Origin of the sequence: Serratia sp. P2ACOL2, assembly GCF_003691565.1 — a bacterium.
Lineage (GTDB): Bacteria > Pseudomonadota > Gammaproteobacteria > Enterobacterales > Enterobacteriaceae > Serratia > Serratia liquefaciens.
On the sequence record NZ_CP033162.1, the window covers coordinates 3,044,613 to 3,060,559 of the forward strand.

Genomic DNA, 15,947 nt, shown 5'->3' on the forward strand with positions numbered 1-15,947 from the left:
TACCTACTCCCCCTTGATTGATAGGCCGATAGAGCGGAGGGATTCAGCAATCTCATGCTCTGCGTAAACTGGGTAACGGTCAGACCCATCACAACACTTGTCTTTCTCACTACGGGATACCTCTACATCATCCCAATAATCATCCGGGGCATGCCCAGCTTGAATCCAGATTAGGTGGGCATGTGGTTCAGGAAGCTCAACCACGATGCTTGCTCGGCTGTCCTGCCACGCCTGCCATGCTGCATACTTTACGAACACACCCTCATCAGAACCTGCTAAGTGGCAATATTCTTCATGCCACCAAGCATCAAACTGCTTCCGGCTCTCTTCGTGTAGCTTATCCATCAATCTTCACCCCTTCAATTTTACCGGCGCGGATGGCGTCGTAGAATCTAACGCATTGCGCATAATCAATTTCATCACTGCTTGGCATAAATTGCAGCATGTTAAGCGTGATGCGCTCCCGCCTTTCCGCCTCGATTTGCCCCGGGGTGCGGAATGGAGCTAAATGTTTGTTTAATATTCCGCTCGCCTGTGATTGGTCGATATTCCATACAACCGAAACGGCAGTTCCTTTGACGCCTTGGTTGCCCATGTTTTTGTGCGCTACGACTTCCACTTTTTGCCCATTTCGCCACAAGTTAAGCGAGCAATGCCTATAGGCATTAAAATTATCTTCATCCACCTCAGTGATCCCTGACAAAATGCAAACCGTCCCCACTGGCGGCTGCCCTTCACCGTTCCAAAGTTGCTGTATATCTTGCTTATCCATGGTTATCTCCTTTGCGTGGCAGGTCAGCGCCAGCCTGACGCTTCTTTGGTTTGCTGTTCGTTCTGCGCAAATTTCCTCGCAGCCTCTTCCTGTTCTATGTTGACGAAGTGTCCATTCTTCCAGCCCATGTAGAACGTTTTTGGCTGGCCAGACCGGTATTTACCAATGATGATCTCAGCAATTCCCTTCATGCTGCTGTGCTCGTCATAGACTTCATCGCGGTAAGGGAAGATGATCACATCAGCGTCCTGCTCAATGGAGCTGGAGTCTTTCAGGTCTGCCATGCTAGGTCGTTTATCGGCTCGATTTTCTGGTCCACGGTTAAGCTGTGCCAGTAGAATTACTGGAACCTTACTGCGCAGGCAGAACTGCTTAAGCTTGCGCGTCATGTCACCGATCGCGATGTCATTACGCTCTGCTTTAGGGCGAGTGATAAGGCCAAGATAATCGATAGCCAAGAAACTAAGACCGCCGTCCATGTTCATACGCTCTGCGTGGGCTATTGCACCATCAACGGTGAATGCGCCATCAATCACGTAATTGTTTTCGTCCATCAGCGTTCCGGTTGCACCAGTGAGCCGCGTGTATTGTTCCTGAATCATGTTGAGCGGATTACGGAGTGTGCTTATCGATAGTCCTGCGCGGTCTGCAACATGGCGCTCTACCACCTGCATATCCGACATTTCCATTGATACCAACAACCCTCTCCCTTTTTGGCGTCCAATTGAGTTGGCGATGTTTATTGCCAGTTCTGTCTTACCCATGCCAGGGCGACCGGCGATGATGATTAAATCTGTGCGATCGAAGCCGCCGTATTCATCGTCCAGTGGGTCAATGCCAGTTTTCAGGTACATGCCAGACTCTGCACCTTGCATGCGTTTTTCCAGCACATCCATGTAGTCAGGCAGCAGATCGCCAATGCGGCGCGGCAGTTTGTCGTTGGTCTCAAACTGCACCCTCGATAACACGCTAGCCACTTCCGCAGTCCTGTCGTTGATGTCATGAGCACCGACACTGTTCAGGATGGAAATTGCCTGCTGCAGGTCGCTTATTCCCTTGCGTATCATCCAGCACTGGCGAACACGCTTTGCCCATGCTCGGATGTTTGCCGCTGACTTGCATCGAGAGGCAACGCTGAGCACCAAATCCTTGCTGGCGTCTGAAAGGCTGTCTTGCACGGTAAACTGGTCGATGGGTTCGGCTTGGTTAAGCAGCGTGACGATTACTTGATACATCTGGCGTAGGTGGAAATTTTCAAAGGCTTCAGCAGGAAGCTTACCGGCAACCTCTCGGCAGTCGACGTGGTCACCCTTGATCATCATCGAGCCAACCAATTGCTCCTCAAACTCGTAACTTTCCATCAGTCCTCCCGGGAAAGAATTTCGTCAATCTTCTCTTGCCGCAAAGCAGTCTCGATACCGTACCGCTTACCTTCTGGATTATCGCCGCAAGCCCACTTCGTCGGCGTGTATCCATGGGCTAGGTATCCGTTCAGGAATGTATCGATTTCATTTGGCTGGCTGCCAAGTTCTTTGCATTGCTTCAGGTAGGATTGCCATAGGCGCTTTAAGCCATTCTCGACAGTCGTTGAAACGTTACGGATTTTAGGTAGGCCGTACTTCTCGGCTTTACAGTTCCATGTTTCCTTCAGTCTCTCACGGTCAAAGGATTGCATTGCAGAGCGAGGATTGGTCCCTTTGGCTCGAGGGTTGGTGCCTTTCTGCCGTGGGGTTAATTTCTCTTCCAACGACAAGCCCACATCGTGGGTTTGGGTATTTTCTTTTATCTTTTGTATATTGTCTTTTGTGGTTAGCAACTTCTGCAAAGGTCCGTTAGCAACTTCTGCTAAGGTTTTCTTAGCAGGTTTAGCTAATGTTTTGCAGAATCCGTTATTCTTCGTTTTCCACTCAGTTACATTGGTGTTCATGCCAACCTTTCGGCCTTCCTGAATGAAAACCTTTTTGTTGATAAGCAAGTTCTTAGCTGTTGAGCAGTGAGTTAAATGCTTACCTATCATCTGCTCTAATTGCTCATTGCTGACCCAGTCCATTTTTTTGCTGTAGCCGTATGTCTTTCTCCAAACAGCGAGAACCACACACATCTCCGTTTCGCTTAATCCAGCCGCCATAACAGCGTCTAGCAGCTCGTTGGCTAAACGAGTGTAACCATCCTCGAGTTGAGCCACACGTTGCTCCACGACTTCTGGAGAAGTCCTGACGAGTGTTAAGTGTCTAGCGGCGGTCATCTTTCTTCACCCCTGCTTTAGCCAGTCTGAAAACACCAATCAGCCTTTCGGCAAATGGCTTGTTGCATGCTGCTGTGTAGACCAGTCCGTCAGGTGAATCCGGATGCTGCCGTTCCTCTTCTTGCTTGTAATTTCTGCGTTTTCGAGCCATAATTACTCCTGTGAATTGATCCAGTCATTCGCACTTAGGCCTCGATGCTGTTCGCGCAGTTCGGGGCTTTTTCATTTGATAAATATCCCGACAAACGTTTAGCCAGTTCAGCCATCTCGTCATCAGCTACGCCCCACTCCAGAACAGCGAGCAGCATTGCCATGCGAGGGACTAGAGACTCTTTCCAGCGAGTTACTTGGGATGGGTTAACGCCTACTGCAGCGGCGATAGATGACACGCCTTTCAGGGCGATTTTGTTCAACAACGTGCTTTCGATACGACGAGCATCATTGCGTGTCTTTGCAGTTTCCATACGTCATACTTCCTTTGTGGTTTAAATAGTTACGTGCGGCATCCGTGGGGATTGCCACTTGGTTATTGGTGGCCACATTGCGGCAGCCGGTAGTGTTGTTAAAGAGCGGTAAAACTATGCAGCTTGTTCTGGGTGTTTAAACAAGTGCGGGAGGTCTGGGCGGATTTGGTAATCCTGGACTTCACCACCAGTTGCCAGAACGATGGCCTTAACGTTTTCTGGTGCTACTTTTGCTTTACTGTGTAACCACTTCTGCACCGCAGACTGGCTAACGCCACATGCTACCGCCAGCTTCTTTTGCGTACCGACGATTGCGATGGCGGTTTTAATTACTTGGTTAATTACTGGTTCCATAAAACCACCTCCGTTGTATTCAAGGTATAATATACAACTATAGTTTTATTTTAGCAAGACTGTAGTTGTTTGACCCAGTAAAACCGAGGTTGTATTTTCTTGGTTATGAAAATGACTCTTGCTCAACGCTTAAAAGTCGCAATGGCGGCCAAAAACATGACGCAGTCCGCACTAGCTGAAAAAGTTGGTGTGTCGCAGGCTGCAATACAGAAGATAGCTTCCGGCAATGCCAAAACATCCACTAAGATTGTGGAGATAGCCAGGGCATTAGACGTGCGTCCTGAATGGCTAAGCAGTCAAAGCGGGCCAATGAAGGATGGCGAGGATGGTATTTCGTCTTTTCATCACCCGGACTCTACAATCCCGCCTGAGAGCGAGTGGGAGAAGGTTGATTCATGGGATAGTAATACCCCTTTACTAAGGGAAGAAGTAGAGGTGCCTTTTTTGCGAGATATTTCTCTCGCCGCTGGGGACGGAAGTTATAACGAAGAAGACTATAACGGATTCAAATTGAGATTCTCCAAAGCCACATTGCGCCGGGTTGGTGCAAGTACCGATGGCAAAGGAGTGCTCTGCTTCCCTGCTCGTGGGAATAGTATGGAGCCGAACATACCAGACGGTACTACGGTTGCGGTCAATACAGATGATAAACAGATCGTCGATGGCAAAATCTACGCTATAAGCCAAGATGGCTGGAAACGGATCAAGCTTCTTTATCGTGTCGGCCCCGACAGAATCAGTATCAGGAGTTACAATGCTGCAGAACATGAGCCAGAGGAGAAAGATATTAACGAAGTAGAAATTATTGGACGCGTTTTCTGGTACTCAGTTTTGCTTTGAGCCACACCTCAAGCTCGGTAACTCCGAGCTTTTACGTTCCCCCCACCTAAAACCCCTGCCAATCCAGTTTTAATCTGTATCAAATTGCAAAATAAATAAACTTTAATACAACCAAAAACAACCACTTAAAACAACCACGCCATCATTTACAACTTAAGTTGTTGACATAAATACAACCATGGTTTTAAATTGGCACATCGAAACGAAATATCGATGCGGCAGACGGACCTACCAGCCGCGCCAGACATGAAGTCAGGCTGCTTCTTTAACAATCAGATTTGTATGCCGAGAGGTGTACCCAAAGTGAAGTTGGCTTTGGAGTGTGGTGGGCGCTTCGGCGCAGCCTGGAAGCGATGGGATAGATATTCGCAGAGGCCCATAAGGCGCGAACCACCACACTACCTAAGCCAATCCACTGGAGATTATCCATGAACGCAAAAGAACGCTGCAAGCTGCGCAGAAAGCTCCGTAGGGCTGCTGAACGTGCAGAGGCAACAAGAGATATCAGATTGAGCAAGAGCGTTGCAACGGCTCTTGTGGGAAGCGAGAGAGTGGCTAAGGCGTTGTCGATGATTGACTATAAAGCCTGCCCTCGACCAGTTCGCGAAACATCAGAAGGTGGCGCAATGTGCCTGCCAGAGGTGGCTAAGTTCGCTGCAGGGTACCGCAAGTCCGAAAACATTACCGCTCGTTAACAGCAGAGGGTTACACGATGAAAAGAATTTTTGAATATTTCAATTCTCTTGGTGAAAAATATGTGATCACCTGCGACACAAAATTAAAAACGGTATCTGCGGTTATTTTCATTTCCAAAAATTCAGGTCCTAAGCCAGTAGACGTCGACTCGGTTTTTAATCCGCACATGTCGCATAAAGAAACAAAAGCTAGCGATGAGTTTTTAAAGGCCTGCCGTAAACGCAGCGAGCAAGCTTTACGACTGCACTTGCACAATGAGTTACACATTCCTTTTTACTACAAAGGTTTTTCTGAAGTCGCTGGGAACTAACACCCACCGCGCCCTGCGGGGCGTTAATCGACTGAGCATTGAAAAGTGTTCACTCGATTTACTGATCGTAAACCTCAACAGGAGATGCAGATGGAAATTAATGAAGCAGAAGCCCAAGTGATTTTAAAGCTCATTGAGCAAGCATTCCTCGATGGGTTTGATGAAGATGAACTGGTCGAGCTTTACGAGAAACTTGGCGAGTTCGTAAACAATTAACACGGACTGTTGATGTCTGGGGAAAGCGCAAACACAAAGCCTCTTCGGAGGCTTTTCTTTTACATCAAGCTGCCACTCGGCGGCTTTTTTATTGAGGTCAATATGAACGCCACTGAGTTACGCAAGATTCTTGATGAGCACAAGGTGTGGGTGACGTCGTTACGTGAAAGCGGATCCAAAGCCACCCTGCGCGATGCCGACCTGCGCGATGCCAACCTATTCGGTGCCAACCTGCGCGATGCCGACCTGTTCGGTGCCAACCTGTTCGGTGCCAACCTGCGCGATGCCGACCTGCGCGATGCCAACCTATTCGGTGCCGACCTGCGCGATGCCGACCTGTTCGGTGCCAACCTGTTCGGTGCCAACCTGCGCGATGCCGACCTGCGCGATGCCAACCTATTCGGTGCCGACCTGCGCGATGCCAACCTGCGCGGTGCCAACCTATTCGGTGCCAACCTGCGCGATGCCAACCTGCGCGGTGCCAACCTATTCGGTGCCAACCTGCGCGATGCCGACCTGCGCGATGCCAACCTATTCGGTGCCAACCTGCGCGATGCCAACCTGCGCGGTGCCAACCTATTCGGTGCCAACCTGCGCGGTGCCAACCTATTCGGTGCCAACCTGCGCGGTGCCAACCTATTCGGTGCCAACCTGCGCGGTGCCAACCTATTCGGTGCCAACCTGCGCGATGCCGACCTGTTCGGTGCCAACCTGTTCGGTGCCAACCTGCCTGATCACACATTCGTAATCATGGGAGAGCCGTACTTCCTGCAGATATCGAATGGGGAATATGTCCGCGCCGGTTGCCAGAATCACACTGTTGAGGAATGGCGCAATTTTACCAAGCGTGAAATTGCAGAAATGGATGGCAAGAAGGCGCTGAAGTTCTACCCACGCCTGCTGAAGATTATCGATTTTTACCTCGGGGCTGGTGTTCATCCTGATTGGGTTAACGAGCCAGAAACTGATACTGAAGAGGCTGCATAACGCGGCCTTTATTTTTAACTGGAGGGTGCAGCATGACTTACAACGAGAAGGTTTGGTTTTGGGTTCTGGTTGGCTGCGCCCTCTTCTGGTGTGGTGTGGTTATTGGATTGATGAGGGTTATGTGATGAGTTAGTACTTGGATGAGTGCTTTTATGCAGACTATGAGAAAGGAATTCTTGTCTGGAAAATGAGGCCCATAACTCACTTTAAGTCCGAAAAGATAGGAAGCAATACTAATGCAATGTTTGCTGGAAGAGTTGCTGGGTGTATAGGCAAGGACGGCTACGTACTAGTCGGGATTAACGGCAGGCGGAAATTGGCTCATAGGATAATTTGGGAGATGAAGAATGGTCCTGTTCCTGATGGCATGTATTTAGACCATATAAATCATGACAAGGCAGATAACAGAATATCTAACCTTCGCGTAGTAACTCGTAGACAAAACAATATCAATACCAGAGTCAGAGTTGATAATGAAAGCGGATTTAAGGGAGTGACATTTTATAAGCGCTTGGGGAAATGGATGTCATCTGTTTCTATCAACTGCAAAAGGCATTACCTAGGCTATTTTGACACTCCTGAATTAGCCAATGAAGCGAGGCAGAATTTCATTATGAATAATGTGGATTCTGAGTATTACGCTTAGACAACATGATGTACCAGTAAGAAGACATAACACCTCTTATCATCACTTCGGGCTGCCTTGTGCGGCCCATTTTTTACCTGGAGAAACACATGGCTAAGTTTCGCGTTTGGCATATCCCTCAAGTCCCAATGAAATCATTCAAGGTAGAAGTGGAAAGCGTTGAGGAAGGTGTTCGCCTGATGGACACGCTGGCCAATTACGACTTGTTCCAATACGAAAACAACATCAAGCCAGATTACTGCAACATGAACGGCCTTCAGATGTGGGATGAATCACTGACGGAGGAAGACATGCGGGACATGGAGCTTTCTGATAAGTGGGTAGATTGGTACAACGACGAATTCGATGATCCGCGAGATTATATCGAAAGCCTTAATGAAGAAACCACAGCCGCCTAGAGCGGCTTTTTTATTCCCATCGATAAGCCAATTTATGAGTTGGCTCAGCAATGAATACTTATCAATCAAAGGAGCGATGCCGTGACCGAATCTACCGATTTAACTGTTATCGAAATTAAGCCGGAGCAAGCACCGGCACTGTTTATCCCTAATGGTCTTGATGCATACCTGGAACATATCAAGGCAAGCGTTAATGAAGCGCCAGACCTGAGCACGAAGAAAGGACGTGATCGGGTTGCGTCTCTTGCTGCTCAGGTAAGCCGCAGCAAGACCGCAGTTTAAAAGCCAGGGCGTGAGTACCTGAAGCGACTTAAAGAAGCCGTGAAGCCTGCTGAGCAAGAAATTAAGCGGTTTGTTGATGCCTGCGATGTTCTTCGCGATGAAACGCGCAGACCATTAACCGAATGGGAAGCCGAGCAAGAGCGTTTAAAAGCTGAAGAAGAGGCAAAGCGACAGGCTGAAGAACTAGCCAAGCAGGTTGAAGCCGATCACGAAATAGCACTGCTGCTTAATGAGAAATTCGACCGTGAAGTAGCAGATAAGAAAGCCGAATCTGAGCGTCAGCGCATAGCTCATGAGGAAGAGTTAAAGCGCCAAGCAGCAGAACAGGCTCGCATCGAAGCTGAGCAGAAAGCCAAGGCCGATCTTGAAGCCGCGGCACGGCGTGAAGCTGAAGCGCAGGCAGCAAAAGAGCGAGCAGAGCGTGAGGCCAAAGAAGCAGCGGAGTTAGCAGAACGCCAGCGTGTCGAAGCACAACAGAACGCAGAGCGTGAGAAGCAGGAAGCCATTGCAGCAGAACAGCGGAAAGCTAAGGAAGCCGCTGACAAGGTTAGGCGCGAAGCTGAAGCGAAAGAAACCGCACGACTGGCTGAAGAAAAACGCATTGCTGATGAGAAGGCAAGACGCGAGCAAGATGTCGAACATCGCCGCACCATCAACCGCCAGTCAGTAGCCGAACTTGTTGCCGCTGGATTGCCAGCAGATTGCGCTCAGAAGTGTGTCGAAGCTATTGCTAAAGGCGAAGTATCAGCCATCCGCATTACCTACTAATCAATTCAAAAGGAACTAGCCATGCAATATGCCGTTGCAGGGTGGCCTATTGCTGGCTGCCATACCGAATCACTTCTCGAAATTATCACTCGCCGTATGCGCTGCATTGGCCGGTGGTTGAAAGACACTCTCAATCAGCGGGGCGATCCAGATGCAAGAGCATGAGGAGTGGGCTGACACCTTCGGTTTCGAAGAAATCTGTGAAATATCGTCTTTGGGAAATGTAAGAACTAAACCAAGGATAGCCAAAAACGGAAGAAAATATGAACAGGTTTATCTTACAAAGGTACCAGATCGATATGGATATCTAACTGTTGGAATTAATCGTTCAGGTAAACAGCATAGAAAAACCATTCATAGATTGGTGGCTAAGGCCTTTTGTCGCGGCAGCGGAGAGATCGTAAACCACAAAAATGGAGTTAAGACAGATAATCGAGCTTCAAATCTTGAATGGTGCACGGCGTCGGAAAATGAACTTCATGCCTATCGTACAGGGCTTAAGTTCCCGCCAAAAAATACTCGCCCAGGACGATTCCACAGTATGTTCAAGGGATTTGTTGTAGCAACGAACCTTGAAACAGGTGCTGAGGTAATACTCGAAGGAAACACAGACATGGTTTCCAAAGGGTTTTCACAGGCATGCGTTTCTAACTGCCTGAGAGGAAAACAAAAATCACATCGTGGATACACATTCAACTATTTGGCAGGCAATCCATGAACAAGCCATTCAACACAGCTCAGTTCACCGCCAGAGCCGCTATACAGCTTCGCAGTCCTGCATTGTGGGCAATGGCAATGGTGCAGCTAAAACAAGCATGGAGGTCGAAATGAGCCTCGGAACGACTATCGAACAAAGCAAAGCCAATCGGCGTGAGCACATTCTGGATGCGCTGTATTACCGCCGAAAAGGGATTCGCAAGGCCGTGCAAGCCAGCCTTAACCGTTCAGCGTGGGAGAAGATGAATCAACGTTACTTTCTCGGTGAGCAACCATTTTAGGAGTGGATATGAGTAAGGAATTCATTCAGAAGTTGGCGCAGATACAGAAGGAGCTTAATGCGCCAAAGAACCAGCGCAACAGCTTCGGTAACTACAACTATCGTAGCTGTGAAGACATCCTGGAAGGCGTTAAGCCGCTACTAGGCGACCTGTTCTTATCCATCAGCGATGAGATTGTGCAGATCGGAGACCGCTTCTATGTGAAGGCTACGGCCACAATTACAGACGGTGAGACATCTCATTCAACGTCCGCAATGGCCCGCGAGTCACTCACAAAGAAAGGCATGGACGATGCGCAGGTAACTGGAGCAACAAGCTCATACGCCCGGAAATACTGCTTAAATGGCTTGTTTGGTATCGATGATGCAAAAGATGCGGATACCGATGAGCACACCAAGCAAGTCAGCGCTCCAGACAAGAAGAGTGGCAGCAACAAGCCAAGCCCCACTCAAATTCTTTATGCATTTACTGATGCAGCAAGCAAAAAAGTCTCCGTCCATGAACTTCAAGAGGCATTCGGCAAAGCATGGAAAATGCTGGAAGGGACCGAAGAGCAAAGTAAGGCCAAAGACATCTACGAAATCCGCAAAAATGAACTGGAGTTACCAGCCTAATGCACACCATCACAGTACGACTCAATAAATCAGCTCGTGAATTCCAAGCCGGTGAGAATATCGGTTTCAACATCCGCGCTGGCGTTCAGTATTACGATCGCCAGAAAAAACAGAAAGAGTGGACGAACTACAGCGCCGCTGTGTTCGCAAAGCCCGGCCCACAAGCAGATTACTATCGCAGCGTATTAGCTGAGGGGTCGGTTATTGAGATTTCTGGCGACAACATCAAAGTTGATGTTTATGACGGGCAGAATGGACAGTCGATCACCCTGGAACTGCTTAACGCAAAATTAGGGTTTGCCCAATCAGGCCAAAACCAGGGAAAGCCGCAGCAGCAAAGTTCAGGGCAGCATTCGAGTCAGCAAAGCGCCCCCGATGATTGGGATATCCCATTCTAATCGCCAATCCCCGCAGGTAAAACCAATGACCAAACAAGAGCTATACACTGCAATCGCGGTGGACGCCCTCGCGGCCGTAGATTGTGCCGAGCGGGGACAAACTCACTGGCGGATTAACGGAATGATGGCAAGGACTGCCGCTCATTTCGCAGCATTCAATCCACCCTGCCCGGCCCACCTTTTACCACCAGAACGCAGACCATTCAGCAGAGATAACCCATGCGCCATCAAACCAAGCGAGCCATCCGGGCAAATGAAGACGGTTGTTCGGATTGTTGGCACCTGCTGGGAGTTTCCTGACGGTACGAGGATCCCAAAATTTTGGGCTGCGGACCAGAAAGCCAAATCACTCGGAATGGTGCTGGAGAAGCGCAAGGACTGGCGATTCAGCGTCAACGAATAACTCCATCCGGAGGTCATCATGAGTACCCACCCTCTTCATGCGAATAACTTTCGTAGGGAAGCCCTTTCTCGCGGAAACGTGATGACGTCTCCGGGGAAGGTTATTTCTGCATTCAAGCTGGAGAATCTCAGTCGGGAGTCACCACTGGCCCAACTAGGCTGGACGCAGTACCTGCCCGTAGATGGACTGCACTCCCCTGATGGTAATTACACCTACGTCTATCAGCTATTCACTGACAGCTACAGAGTGATTCACACGGTCGTCAAAGAGGATGACCTACCCTGCAGCAAGCTGATGCCTGGTGAAGTCCAGTACCTGAACCACCTCCTGATTAACGTAGGCAAAGACAAGCCAGATATGGCTGAGCTGCGTTTCAAGGCATCCATCTTCCTGGGCGAAGAACTGGCATCAATCGTCAATCCATTTTCGTTTAACGCAGCCATTAAAAACGCTATCCAGCGCGGATATCGGCTAACGCCAACCCAGATAGAGCAACGGTTGGTTAGCTTTGACGGCTACTCAGCTGAAGAAATTAAGTTCATCACCGAGCGACTCGGCAAGGTATCTGCTGCAGAAATAGCCAAGGTCTGCCAGCGACCCTATCAGTCGATAGTCACATGGGCTAACGAGCACGGCTTCTCCTCGGCATTCCACTATCAAGCGTGGAGCCAGGACGACGAAAACCATCTCGCGGCCCTCTATCAGGCCGGTTACCCCATCAGCCAAATAACCGAAATCATGAACCGAGATTCCAAGCGAATCGTCAGCCGCATTGCTGTGCTCATCGCCAGTGGACGGTACCCAGATATGAAGCCAAGGCCACGCGGACGCATGCCAAAAATCAAACACGAAAATTAAGGGTGAGCAATGAACACAAACGAAACAAAACGATATGAACCTGATTTCAGCTATGAGTCAGGACTCCCCGGCATGTTTGAAACTGCGAAGGGCGGCTACGTGGCGCACGGTGACTATGCAACGTTGTTTTCTGAGCTGGAAGTTGTGAAGGCTGAGCGCGATGCGCTGGCCGTGGAGAATGCGGCGCTGAAGGATGCAATCACTAGGCATAGCCAATCTACGCACTTCTGTGAACTCTGTGGGGAAGACGATCCGTGCAGCACAGATGACGTTTGCTACGCGCCCAATGAAACCCAGGCCACTGACGCCGCCCTTGCCGCTATCGAAGCGCGGGGAGTGGAGAAGTTCGCTGACTTCCTCGGCAAGAAATATCAATGCGAGAAAGGAGCCACTGCTAGAGCAAAGGCACTTAAGCACATCGTGTTCCTGTCTTGCCGATTCGCCAACGAGCTGCGGGAGGGTAAATAACATGGCCTGTAATTGCTTTGAAAAAACAGCCGCGCTGTTCAAGCAACGCATTTCTGAGAAGGTCGGCGATGCGCTTGGTGAGATTGAAGATGCTGGGTTCGAGAACTCGCTCTACAACTTCAACGGTGGCGATCATTCTCCGGTGGCGATGAATTTTAAATTCCGCTACTACCGCAAGCGCAAGGGCGGCGGACTCGCTACCAACCAGACCAAAGCAGATCACCTTTGCATGATGAGTTACTGCCCTCTCTGTGGGACTAGATTCGAAGGCGACGAGCTGCGGGAGGCCAAATGAAAGAGCGCCCAGTGATTAAGCAACAAGTCCAATATCCCGGCGACTTTGACAGTCTGGAAATCCGCAAGCTGTTAGATGGCCTTGTGTCAGCACATATTTCCGCCGCTATTGCCGGTGAAAAGATGAAGACAGCCGACCGCAATCGCGACCTGGCCACCATCAAGGAAAGCATCGTAAGTGCCGCGCACCTGGTTCGCTCGATTATTGAAGAGCGAGAAGGCGTCTGGCTGAACGGAATAAATTCCGCCGAAACATACGGAAGCGAGGTGCGTGATGCCAGCAAATGAACTGAAGCCCTGCCCGTTTTGTGGTGGCCCGGCGGTAATGCTTCACCAGAAGTTTTACCTAGCTGAATGCGACGATTGCGAAACCAACTATATGGCTGGGCCAATTGGAATTGGCTGGCATAAAACCGCAGAGGAAGCGGCAGCAAGTTGGAATAAACGACCAAGCGAAGAGCGACTTCAAAAGCGCTTACAGCGCCTTGATTCAATGCTTACCGAGTCTGTCGAGGCACTCAAAGTTGCCGAGGCGGAAATACAACGTCTGAAGGATAAATAAAATGTTAAATCAAAAAGATGCGGCTGTTTCTGTAATGCAAGAATTTTTCCCAAATGGTGGGCGTGATTTCGATGAGGTCTGCGCTCTGTTCGATGCTATCGCCGCAGGGAAGGTGCCGGGTGTTTTTGTACGTGATGCTGAAAATTAAGTCGGCAGTGAAGAGGCCCAGCATGGCTAAGCGTAAGAGCAACAGAGCGGCGCGTCGGTTGTTGTGCATGCCGGTATGGCTGAGCAACAGAAAGCAGATGTCAGGCTGGCCATCGACAATCCGCACAGTCTATTTCGCCGACAAAGGCAAGCGATCTGCACGCCAGAACCGCGCACGCAAGAACGCGTATGACTTTTCCGGCATCGTTTATGGCGATTGCCGCAACTACAGCTGAGGCCCAGGAGAAAGCATTATGAACCAGCTGGTAAAAATTCTCCGTGATGATGATGGAGAGGATATTCCGAGGGCTGAACAATTCTGGCATCTGTCCATGTCCTCATGCGGAGAACCATCGGTATTTTGCACGGGCGAATATTACACGTATGGGGGAACCTGCAATGTCATTGCAGAGCTGCGCGAAAAAGAAAAAGGCGGAATTACGTGCCCTCTATGCCTCGAGTTAATTAGAAAAATTAAGGCGGTGAGACTGTGATGGACAATAAGCTGAGCGAACTGAGCAAGCCGGTGGCGACTGTTGACGTTCAACGCGGTCGCCAAGATGGAAATATGTTTGCCGTTGCATGGAGTTCTGCAGGCCATGCGTTACCAGATGGCCCGCACTTCATCTACTCGCAAGAGTACGTATCCGCCCTGCTGGCAGAGCTGGATGGCATGGAGCAGTCTCTAAACGTTGCGAACGATGCCACTCGGATTTGGAAGGAACGAGCCTTGGACGCGGAGTCATGCGGTCGCCTTGAATATACGCGCCGGGTTGAGCGAGAGAATGCGGAGTTAAAGGCCAAGCTGGCTACGCCGGTGCGGTTGCCTCCCCTGATGGATGGGGAGTTGTTCGGTAAGAATAGCGGCACCGCCAATGCTCACAATAACGCTATCACGGCCTGCTCAATTGCTATTCGTGGTGCTGGCTTTAAGTCAGAGGTAACGGCGCCCAAGTGCGTGGGGGATGAGTAGATGACATACATATTCCTGATTATCGTTGTCAGCAGCCAAAGCATGAGCATGCAGGTGCAGCCGATGCAAAGCATGGAACAGTGCCAAGCTGCGATTAAGTCAATCGACATCGCCAGCGAGAAAAGCACGTGGAGCGAGAACATTCCGCGAATCAATAACATTAAATGCGTGGAGGTGAAGCCATGACACAGACACTAACGACTGATCGCCAGCAGTTTGAAGCGTGGGTTAAATTCCACAGCGACGAAGAAGAATGCACAAATCTTCTAGAGAAAAACAACGCAGGTACAAATTACCTCCATCCCCATACGGATTTGGCGTGGATTGCGTGGAAGGCGTCACGCGAACTCCTGGCTAGCCGGGAGGCGCAGCCGGTGGCGTGGACGAGCCAGCGAGCATTGGATACTAAATGCAAAATCGTAGCATTCACTGATGATATGAGTGCCATGGAGCATGGCGTGGCGAATGACTGGAAAGACATCGTCGAACTCTACACCGCCCCGCCAGCGCCAGCGGTGCCGGCGTGCTTCCTTGAATTGCTGAAACACGCCGATGGCATGGCAATGGGTACGGATTGGAACAGCGGCACCGCCGCTAAGTATCATCGAAAAAAGCTATGCGAAGCTGTGGAAGCCTGCCGCGCCGCAATGCTGGCTCAACCACAAAACGAACCACAAAATATTCCAAATAATATTCCTGGAGACTTGGCGGACGCAGTTAATCGCCTGCTTGATTGTTACGGAACACGTGGACACTTTAGCGCCATACGGTGCGGCGATGCTCGCGAAGAAGTCGAGCGCTTGCTGGCTCAACCTGTAAGCCAGGGTTACAAGTTGGTGCCGGTGAATCGTCAAAATTGCCCGTTCTGCGGAAGACGCCAGCCGGAGGGCGGCAATTGACTCCCTCCCACCATAATTATACTGTATGCATAAACAGTATTTTCATGGTGTGCATTATGGGCTCAAAAGAACTCGGCTATCAAATCGTCTATCGCGGCGAATCCTTACCTCACTTCGTAGACGGTGGCTGGGTGTTCTTCCAGCGCCTCAAGGAGTACGGCGGCGGCTACTGGCTCGGACGCACATACAACGATGCGTTCATATTCGGACTTGAGCGGCCTACGTCTCTGTTTGAAGGTATCCAGTTCGTCCTGGCTTCGAGGTCAGTCGAGCGAAACGCAGATAAATTTGACGACGATTTCCAACTATTTTAATCAACCCGATAACCAAAGAATCACCCGCCATGTGCGGGTTT

32 protein-coding genes and 1 pseudogene are annotated in these 15,947 nt (G+C 49.9%); 26 read left to right on the forward strand and 7 right to left on the reverse strand.

From position 1 onward, the window contains the following. Positions 1 to 3: 3 nt before the first annotated feature. From EBA31_RS26935 to EBA31_RS14810, 7 genes are all read right to left on the reverse strand, one after another. Positions 4 to 345, reverse strand: a complete 342-nt coding sequence (locus EBA31_RS26935; protein ID WP_202914203.1) for a hypothetical protein — start codon at positions 343 to 345, stop codon at positions 4 to 6. Then, on the reverse strand, positions 338 to 772 hold the full coding sequence (locus tag EBA31_RS14790) for a hypothetical protein (RefSeq protein WP_122079580.1): 435 nt from the start codon (positions 770 to 772) through the stop codon (positions 338 to 340). The genes EBA31_RS26935 and EBA31_RS14790 overlap by 8 nt, the downstream gene beginning before the upstream one ends. 23 nt (positions 773 to 795) lie before the next feature. Next, positions 796 to 2,133, reverse strand: coding sequence for a replicative DNA helicase (locus EBA31_RS14795; protein WP_122079581.1), 1,338 nt, complete (start codon positions 2,131 to 2,133; stop codon positions 796 to 798). Further along, positions 2,133 to 3,017, reverse strand: coding sequence for a replication protein (locus EBA31_RS14800; protein WP_122079582.1), 885 nt, complete (start codon positions 3,015 to 3,017; stop codon positions 2,133 to 2,135). The genes EBA31_RS14795 and EBA31_RS14800 overlap by 1 nt, the downstream gene beginning before the upstream one ends. After that, the gene (locus EBA31_RS26940) at positions 3,004 to 3,168 is read right to left on the reverse strand and encodes a hypothetical protein (protein WP_200898896.1); all 165 of its coding nucleotides are present in this window, start codon (positions 3,166 to 3,168) and stop codon (positions 3,004 to 3,006) included. Before EBA31_RS26940 ends, EBA31_RS14800 begins: the two co-directional genes overlap by 14 nt. A 34-nt stretch (positions 3,169 to 3,202) precedes the next feature. Continuing rightward, complete coding sequence (locus EBA31_RS14805; protein WP_122079583.1) at positions 3,203 to 3,481, reverse strand: CII family transcriptional regulator; 279 nt, start codon at positions 3,479 to 3,481, stop codon at positions 3,203 to 3,205. A 114-nt stretch (positions 3,482 to 3,595) separates the two neighbouring features. After that, entirely contained in the window at positions 3,596 to 3,823 is a 228-nt protein-coding gene (locus EBA31_RS14810; protein ID WP_041415468.1) for a YdaS family helix-turn-helix protein, read from the reverse strand. A 117-nt stretch (positions 3,824 to 3,940) separates the two neighbouring features. On the opposite strand from EBA31_RS14810, the gene EBA31_RS14815 reads away from it, so the two are divergent. The 26 genes and pseudogenes from EBA31_RS14815 to EBA31_RS14925 all read left to right on the forward strand — a co-directional run bounded on the left by EBA31_RS14815 (position 3,941) and on the right by EBA31_RS14925 (position 15,906). Next, positions 3,941 to 4,675, forward strand: a complete 735-nt coding sequence (locus EBA31_RS14815; RefSeq protein ID WP_122079584.1) for a helix-turn-helix transcriptional regulator — start codon at positions 3,941 to 3,943, stop codon at positions 4,673 to 4,675. A gap of 428 nt (positions 4,676 to 5,103) precedes the next feature. Continuing rightward, on the forward strand, positions 5,104 to 5,370 hold the full coding sequence (locus EBA31_RS14820) for a transcriptional regulator (RefSeq protein WP_122079585.1): 267 nt from the start codon (positions 5,104 to 5,106) through the stop codon (positions 5,368 to 5,370). Positions 5,371 to 5,387: 17 nt separating this feature from the next. Then, on the forward strand, positions 5,388 to 5,681 hold the full coding sequence (locus EBA31_RS14825; protein ID WP_122079586.1) for a hypothetical protein: 294 nt from the start codon (positions 5,388 to 5,390) through the stop codon (positions 5,679 to 5,681). A gap of 90 nt (positions 5,682 to 5,771) precedes the next feature. Further along, a complete protein-coding gene (locus EBA31_RS27180) occupies positions 5,772 to 5,897 on the forward strand; it encodes a hypothetical protein (RefSeq protein ID WP_255417468.1) in 126 nt (41 codons plus the stop codon). Positions 5,898 to 5,999: 102 nt separating this feature from the next. Continuing rightward, positions 6,000 to 6,884, forward strand: a complete 885-nt coding sequence (locus EBA31_RS14830) for a pentapeptide repeat-containing protein (RefSeq protein WP_122079587.1) — start codon at positions 6,000 to 6,002, stop codon at positions 6,882 to 6,884. Positions 6,885 to 7,020: 136 nt separating this feature from the next. Then, positions 7,021 to 7,530, forward strand: a complete 510-nt coding sequence (locus tag EBA31_RS14835) for an HNH endonuclease (RefSeq protein ID WP_162302897.1) — start codon at positions 7,021 to 7,023, stop codon at positions 7,528 to 7,530. 89 nt (positions 7,531 to 7,619) lie between these two features. Beyond that, complete coding sequence (locus EBA31_RS14840) at positions 7,620 to 7,928, forward strand: superinfection exclusion protein (protein ID WP_122079589.1); 309 nt, start codon at positions 7,620 to 7,622, stop codon at positions 7,926 to 7,928. An 81-nt stretch (positions 7,929 to 8,009) separates the two neighbouring features. Continuing rightward, positions 8,010 to 8,978, forward strand: a pseudogene (locus tag EBA31_RS14845) (hypothetical protein). A gap of 21 nt (positions 8,979 to 8,999) precedes the next feature. Then, positions 9,000 to 9,143, forward strand: coding sequence for a protease FtsH-inhibitory lysogeny factor CIII (locus EBA31_RS14850; protein ID WP_122079590.1), 144 nt, complete (start codon positions 9,000 to 9,002; stop codon positions 9,141 to 9,143). Continuing rightward, positions 9,130 to 9,696 (forward strand): NUMOD4 motif-containing HNH endonuclease, encoded by a 567-nt coding sequence (locus tag EBA31_RS14855; RefSeq protein ID WP_122079591.1) that lies wholly within the window; start codon positions 9,130 to 9,132, stop codon positions 9,694 to 9,696. The genes EBA31_RS14850 and EBA31_RS14855 overlap by 14 nt, the downstream gene beginning before the upstream one ends. Before the next feature lie 109 nt (positions 9,697 to 9,805). Continuing rightward, a complete protein-coding gene (locus tag EBA31_RS26945) occupies positions 9,806 to 9,976 on the forward strand; it encodes a hypothetical protein (protein WP_202914204.1) in 171 nt (56 codons plus the stop codon). An 8-nt stretch (positions 9,977 to 9,984) separates the two neighbouring features. After that, complete coding sequence (locus EBA31_RS14860) at positions 9,985 to 10,590, forward strand: ERF family protein (RefSeq protein WP_122079592.1); 606 nt, start codon at positions 9,985 to 9,987, stop codon at positions 10,588 to 10,590. Then, a complete protein-coding gene (locus EBA31_RS14865) occupies positions 10,590 to 10,988 on the forward strand; it encodes a hypothetical protein (RefSeq protein WP_122079593.1) in 399 nt (132 codons plus the stop codon). Before EBA31_RS14860 ends, EBA31_RS14865 begins: the two co-directional genes overlap by 1 nt. 25 nt (positions 10,989 to 11,013) lie before the next feature. Then, the gene (locus EBA31_RS14870) at positions 11,014 to 11,391 is read left to right on the forward strand and encodes a hypothetical protein (RefSeq protein ID WP_122079594.1); all 378 of its coding nucleotides are present in this window, start codon (positions 11,014 to 11,016) and stop codon (positions 11,389 to 11,391) included. Between the two features lie 18 nt (positions 11,392 to 11,409). Beyond that, positions 11,410 to 12,249, forward strand: a complete 840-nt coding sequence (locus EBA31_RS14875; protein WP_122079595.1) for a hypothetical protein — start codon at positions 11,410 to 11,412, stop codon at positions 12,247 to 12,249. A 9-nt stretch (positions 12,250 to 12,258) separates the two neighbouring features. Beyond that, positions 12,259 to 12,717, forward strand: coding sequence for a hypothetical protein (locus tag EBA31_RS26950; protein WP_202914205.1), 459 nt, complete (start codon positions 12,259 to 12,261; stop codon positions 12,715 to 12,717). Position 12,718: 1 nt separating this feature from the next. Continuing rightward, positions 12,719 to 13,012, forward strand: a complete 294-nt coding sequence (locus EBA31_RS14885; protein ID WP_122079596.1) for a hypothetical protein — start codon at positions 12,719 to 12,721, stop codon at positions 13,010 to 13,012. After that, positions 13,009 to 13,299, forward strand: a complete 291-nt coding sequence (locus EBA31_RS14890) for a hypothetical protein (RefSeq protein ID WP_122079597.1) — start codon at positions 13,009 to 13,011, stop codon at positions 13,297 to 13,299. Before EBA31_RS14885 ends, EBA31_RS14890 begins: the two co-directional genes overlap by 4 nt. Next, positions 13,286 to 13,573 (forward strand): Lar family restriction alleviation protein, encoded by a 288-nt coding sequence (locus EBA31_RS14895; protein WP_122079598.1) that lies wholly within the window; start codon positions 13,286 to 13,288, stop codon positions 13,571 to 13,573. The genes EBA31_RS14890 and EBA31_RS14895 overlap by 14 nt, the downstream gene beginning before the upstream one ends. 1 nt (position 13,574) lies before the next feature. Continuing rightward, positions 13,575 to 13,721, forward strand: coding sequence for a hypothetical protein (locus tag EBA31_RS26820; RefSeq protein ID WP_162302898.1), 147 nt, complete (start codon positions 13,575 to 13,577; stop codon positions 13,719 to 13,721). Positions 13,722 to 13,743: 22 nt separating this feature from the next. Continuing rightward, a complete protein-coding gene (locus EBA31_RS26825; protein WP_133160108.1) occupies positions 13,744 to 13,956 on the forward strand; it encodes a hypothetical protein in 213 nt (70 codons plus the stop codon). A gap of 18 nt (positions 13,957 to 13,974) precedes the next feature. After that, the gene (locus tag EBA31_RS14905) at positions 13,975 to 14,214 is read left to right on the forward strand and encodes a hypothetical protein (protein ID WP_122079600.1); all 240 of its coding nucleotides are present in this window, start codon (positions 13,975 to 13,977) and stop codon (positions 14,212 to 14,214) included. Beyond that, a complete protein-coding gene (locus EBA31_RS14910) occupies positions 14,214 to 14,693 on the forward strand; it encodes a hypothetical protein (protein ID WP_122079601.1) in 480 nt (159 codons plus the stop codon). Before EBA31_RS14905 ends, EBA31_RS14910 begins: the two co-directional genes overlap by 1 nt. Continuing rightward, positions 14,694 to 14,879 (forward strand): hypothetical protein, encoded by a 186-nt coding sequence (locus EBA31_RS14915; RefSeq protein ID WP_122079602.1) that lies wholly within the window; start codon positions 14,694 to 14,696, stop codon positions 14,877 to 14,879. Further along, on the forward strand, positions 14,876 to 15,592 hold the full coding sequence (locus EBA31_RS14920) for a hypothetical protein (protein WP_122079603.1): 717 nt from the start codon (positions 14,876 to 14,878) through the stop codon (positions 15,590 to 15,592). The genes EBA31_RS14915 and EBA31_RS14920 overlap by 4 nt, the downstream gene beginning before the upstream one ends. A gap of 56 nt (positions 15,593 to 15,648) precedes the next feature. Then, a complete protein-coding gene (locus EBA31_RS14925) occupies positions 15,649 to 15,906 on the forward strand; it encodes a hypothetical protein (protein WP_122079604.1) in 258 nt (85 codons plus the stop codon). Positions 15,907 to 15,947: the final 41 nt, after the last annotated feature.

What these genes read in the sequence shown, in the direction of transcription:
- EBA31_RS26935 (WP_202914203.1), bottom strand. Translation starts at nt 345, where the DNA reads ATGGATAAGCTACACGAAGAGAGCCGGAAGCAGTTTGATGCTTGGTGG.
- EBA31_RS14790 (WP_122079580.1), bottom strand. Translation starts at nt 772, where the DNA reads ATGGATAAGCAAGATATACAGCAACTTTGGAACGGTGAAGGGCAGCCG.
- EBA31_RS14795 (WP_122079581.1), bottom strand. Translation starts at nt 2,133, where the DNA reads ATGGAAAGTTACGAGTTTGAGGAGCAATTGGTTGGCTCGATGATGATC.
- EBA31_RS14800 (WP_122079582.1), bottom strand. Translation starts at nt 3,017, where the DNA reads ATGACCGCCGCTAGACACTTAACACTCGTCAGGACTTCTCCAGAAGTC.
- EBA31_RS26940 (WP_200898896.1), bottom strand. Translation starts at nt 3,168, where the DNA reads ATGGCTCGAAAACGCAGAAATTACAAGCAAGAAGAGGAACGGCAGCAT.
- EBA31_RS14805 (WP_122079583.1), bottom strand. Translation starts at nt 3,481, where the DNA reads ATGGAAACTGCAAAGACACGCAATGATGCTCGTCGTATCGAAAGCACG.
- EBA31_RS14815 (WP_122079584.1), top strand. Translation starts at nt 3,941, where the DNA reads ATGAAAATGACTCTTGCTCAACGCTTAAAAGTCGCAATGGCGGCCAAA.
- EBA31_RS14820 (WP_122079585.1), top strand. Translation starts at nt 5,104, where the DNA reads ATGAACGCAAAAGAACGCTGCAAGCTGCGCAGAAAGCTCCGTAGGGCT.
- EBA31_RS14825 (WP_122079586.1), top strand. Translation starts at nt 5,388, where the DNA reads ATGAAAAGAATTTTTGAATATTTCAATTCTCTTGGTGAAAAATATGTG.
- EBA31_RS27180 (WP_255417468.1), top strand. Translation starts at nt 5,772, where the DNA reads ATGGAAATTAATGAAGCAGAAGCCCAAGTGATTTTAAAGCTCATTGAG.
- EBA31_RS14830 (WP_122079587.1), top strand. Translation starts at nt 6,000, where the DNA reads ATGAACGCCACTGAGTTACGCAAGATTCTTGATGAGCACAAGGTGTGG.
- EBA31_RS14840 (WP_122079589.1), top strand. Translation starts at nt 7,620, where the DNA reads ATGGCTAAGTTTCGCGTTTGGCATATCCCTCAAGTCCCAATGAAATCA.
- EBA31_RS14850 (WP_122079590.1), top strand. Translation starts at nt 9,000, where the DNA reads ATGCAATATGCCGTTGCAGGGTGGCCTATTGCTGGCTGCCATACCGAA.
- EBA31_RS14855 (WP_122079591.1), top strand. Translation starts at nt 9,130, where the DNA reads ATGCAAGAGCATGAGGAGTGGGCTGACACCTTCGGTTTCGAAGAAATC.
- EBA31_RS26945 (WP_202914204.1), top strand. Translation starts at nt 9,806, where the DNA reads ATGAGCCTCGGAACGACTATCGAACAAAGCAAAGCCAATCGGCGTGAG.
- EBA31_RS14860 (WP_122079592.1), top strand. Translation starts at nt 9,985, where the DNA reads ATGAGTAAGGAATTCATTCAGAAGTTGGCGCAGATACAGAAGGAGCTT.
- EBA31_RS14865 (WP_122079593.1), top strand. Translation starts at nt 10,590, where the DNA reads ATGCACACCATCACAGTACGACTCAATAAATCAGCTCGTGAATTCCAA.
- EBA31_RS14870 (WP_122079594.1), top strand. Translation starts at nt 11,014, where the DNA reads ATGACCAAACAAGAGCTATACACTGCAATCGCGGTGGACGCCCTCGCG.
- EBA31_RS14875 (WP_122079595.1), top strand. Translation starts at nt 11,410, where the DNA reads ATGAGTACCCACCCTCTTCATGCGAATAACTTTCGTAGGGAAGCCCTT.
- EBA31_RS26950 (WP_202914205.1), top strand. Translation starts at nt 12,259, where the DNA reads ATGAACACAAACGAAACAAAACGATATGAACCTGATTTCAGCTATGAG.
- EBA31_RS14885 (WP_122079596.1), top strand. Translation starts at nt 12,719, where the DNA reads ATGGCCTGTAATTGCTTTGAAAAAACAGCCGCGCTGTTCAAGCAACGC.
- EBA31_RS14890 (WP_122079597.1), top strand. Translation starts at nt 13,009, where the DNA reads ATGAAAGAGCGCCCAGTGATTAAGCAACAAGTCCAATATCCCGGCGAC.
- EBA31_RS14895 (WP_122079598.1), top strand. Translation starts at nt 13,286, where the DNA reads ATGCCAGCAAATGAACTGAAGCCCTGCCCGTTTTGTGGTGGCCCGGCG.
- EBA31_RS26820 (WP_162302898.1), top strand. Translation starts at nt 13,575, where the DNA reads ATGTTAAATCAAAAAGATGCGGCTGTTTCTGTAATGCAAGAATTTTTC.
- EBA31_RS26825 (WP_133160108.1), top strand. Translation starts at nt 13,744, where the DNA reads ATGGCTAAGCGTAAGAGCAACAGAGCGGCGCGTCGGTTGTTGTGCATG.
- EBA31_RS14905 (WP_122079600.1), top strand. Translation starts at nt 13,975, where the DNA reads ATGAACCAGCTGGTAAAAATTCTCCGTGATGATGATGGAGAGGATATT.
- EBA31_RS14910 (WP_122079601.1), top strand. Translation starts at nt 14,214, where the DNA reads ATGGACAATAAGCTGAGCGAACTGAGCAAGCCGGTGGCGACTGTTGAC.
- EBA31_RS14915 (WP_122079602.1), top strand. Translation starts at nt 14,694, where the DNA reads ATGACATACATATTCCTGATTATCGTTGTCAGCAGCCAAAGCATGAGC.
- EBA31_RS14920 (WP_122079603.1), top strand. Translation starts at nt 14,876, where the DNA reads ATGACACAGACACTAACGACTGATCGCCAGCAGTTTGAAGCGTGGGTT.
- EBA31_RS14925 (WP_122079604.1), top strand. Translation starts at nt 15,649, where the DNA reads ATGGGCTCAAAAGAACTCGGCTATCAAATCGTCTATCGCGGCGAATCC.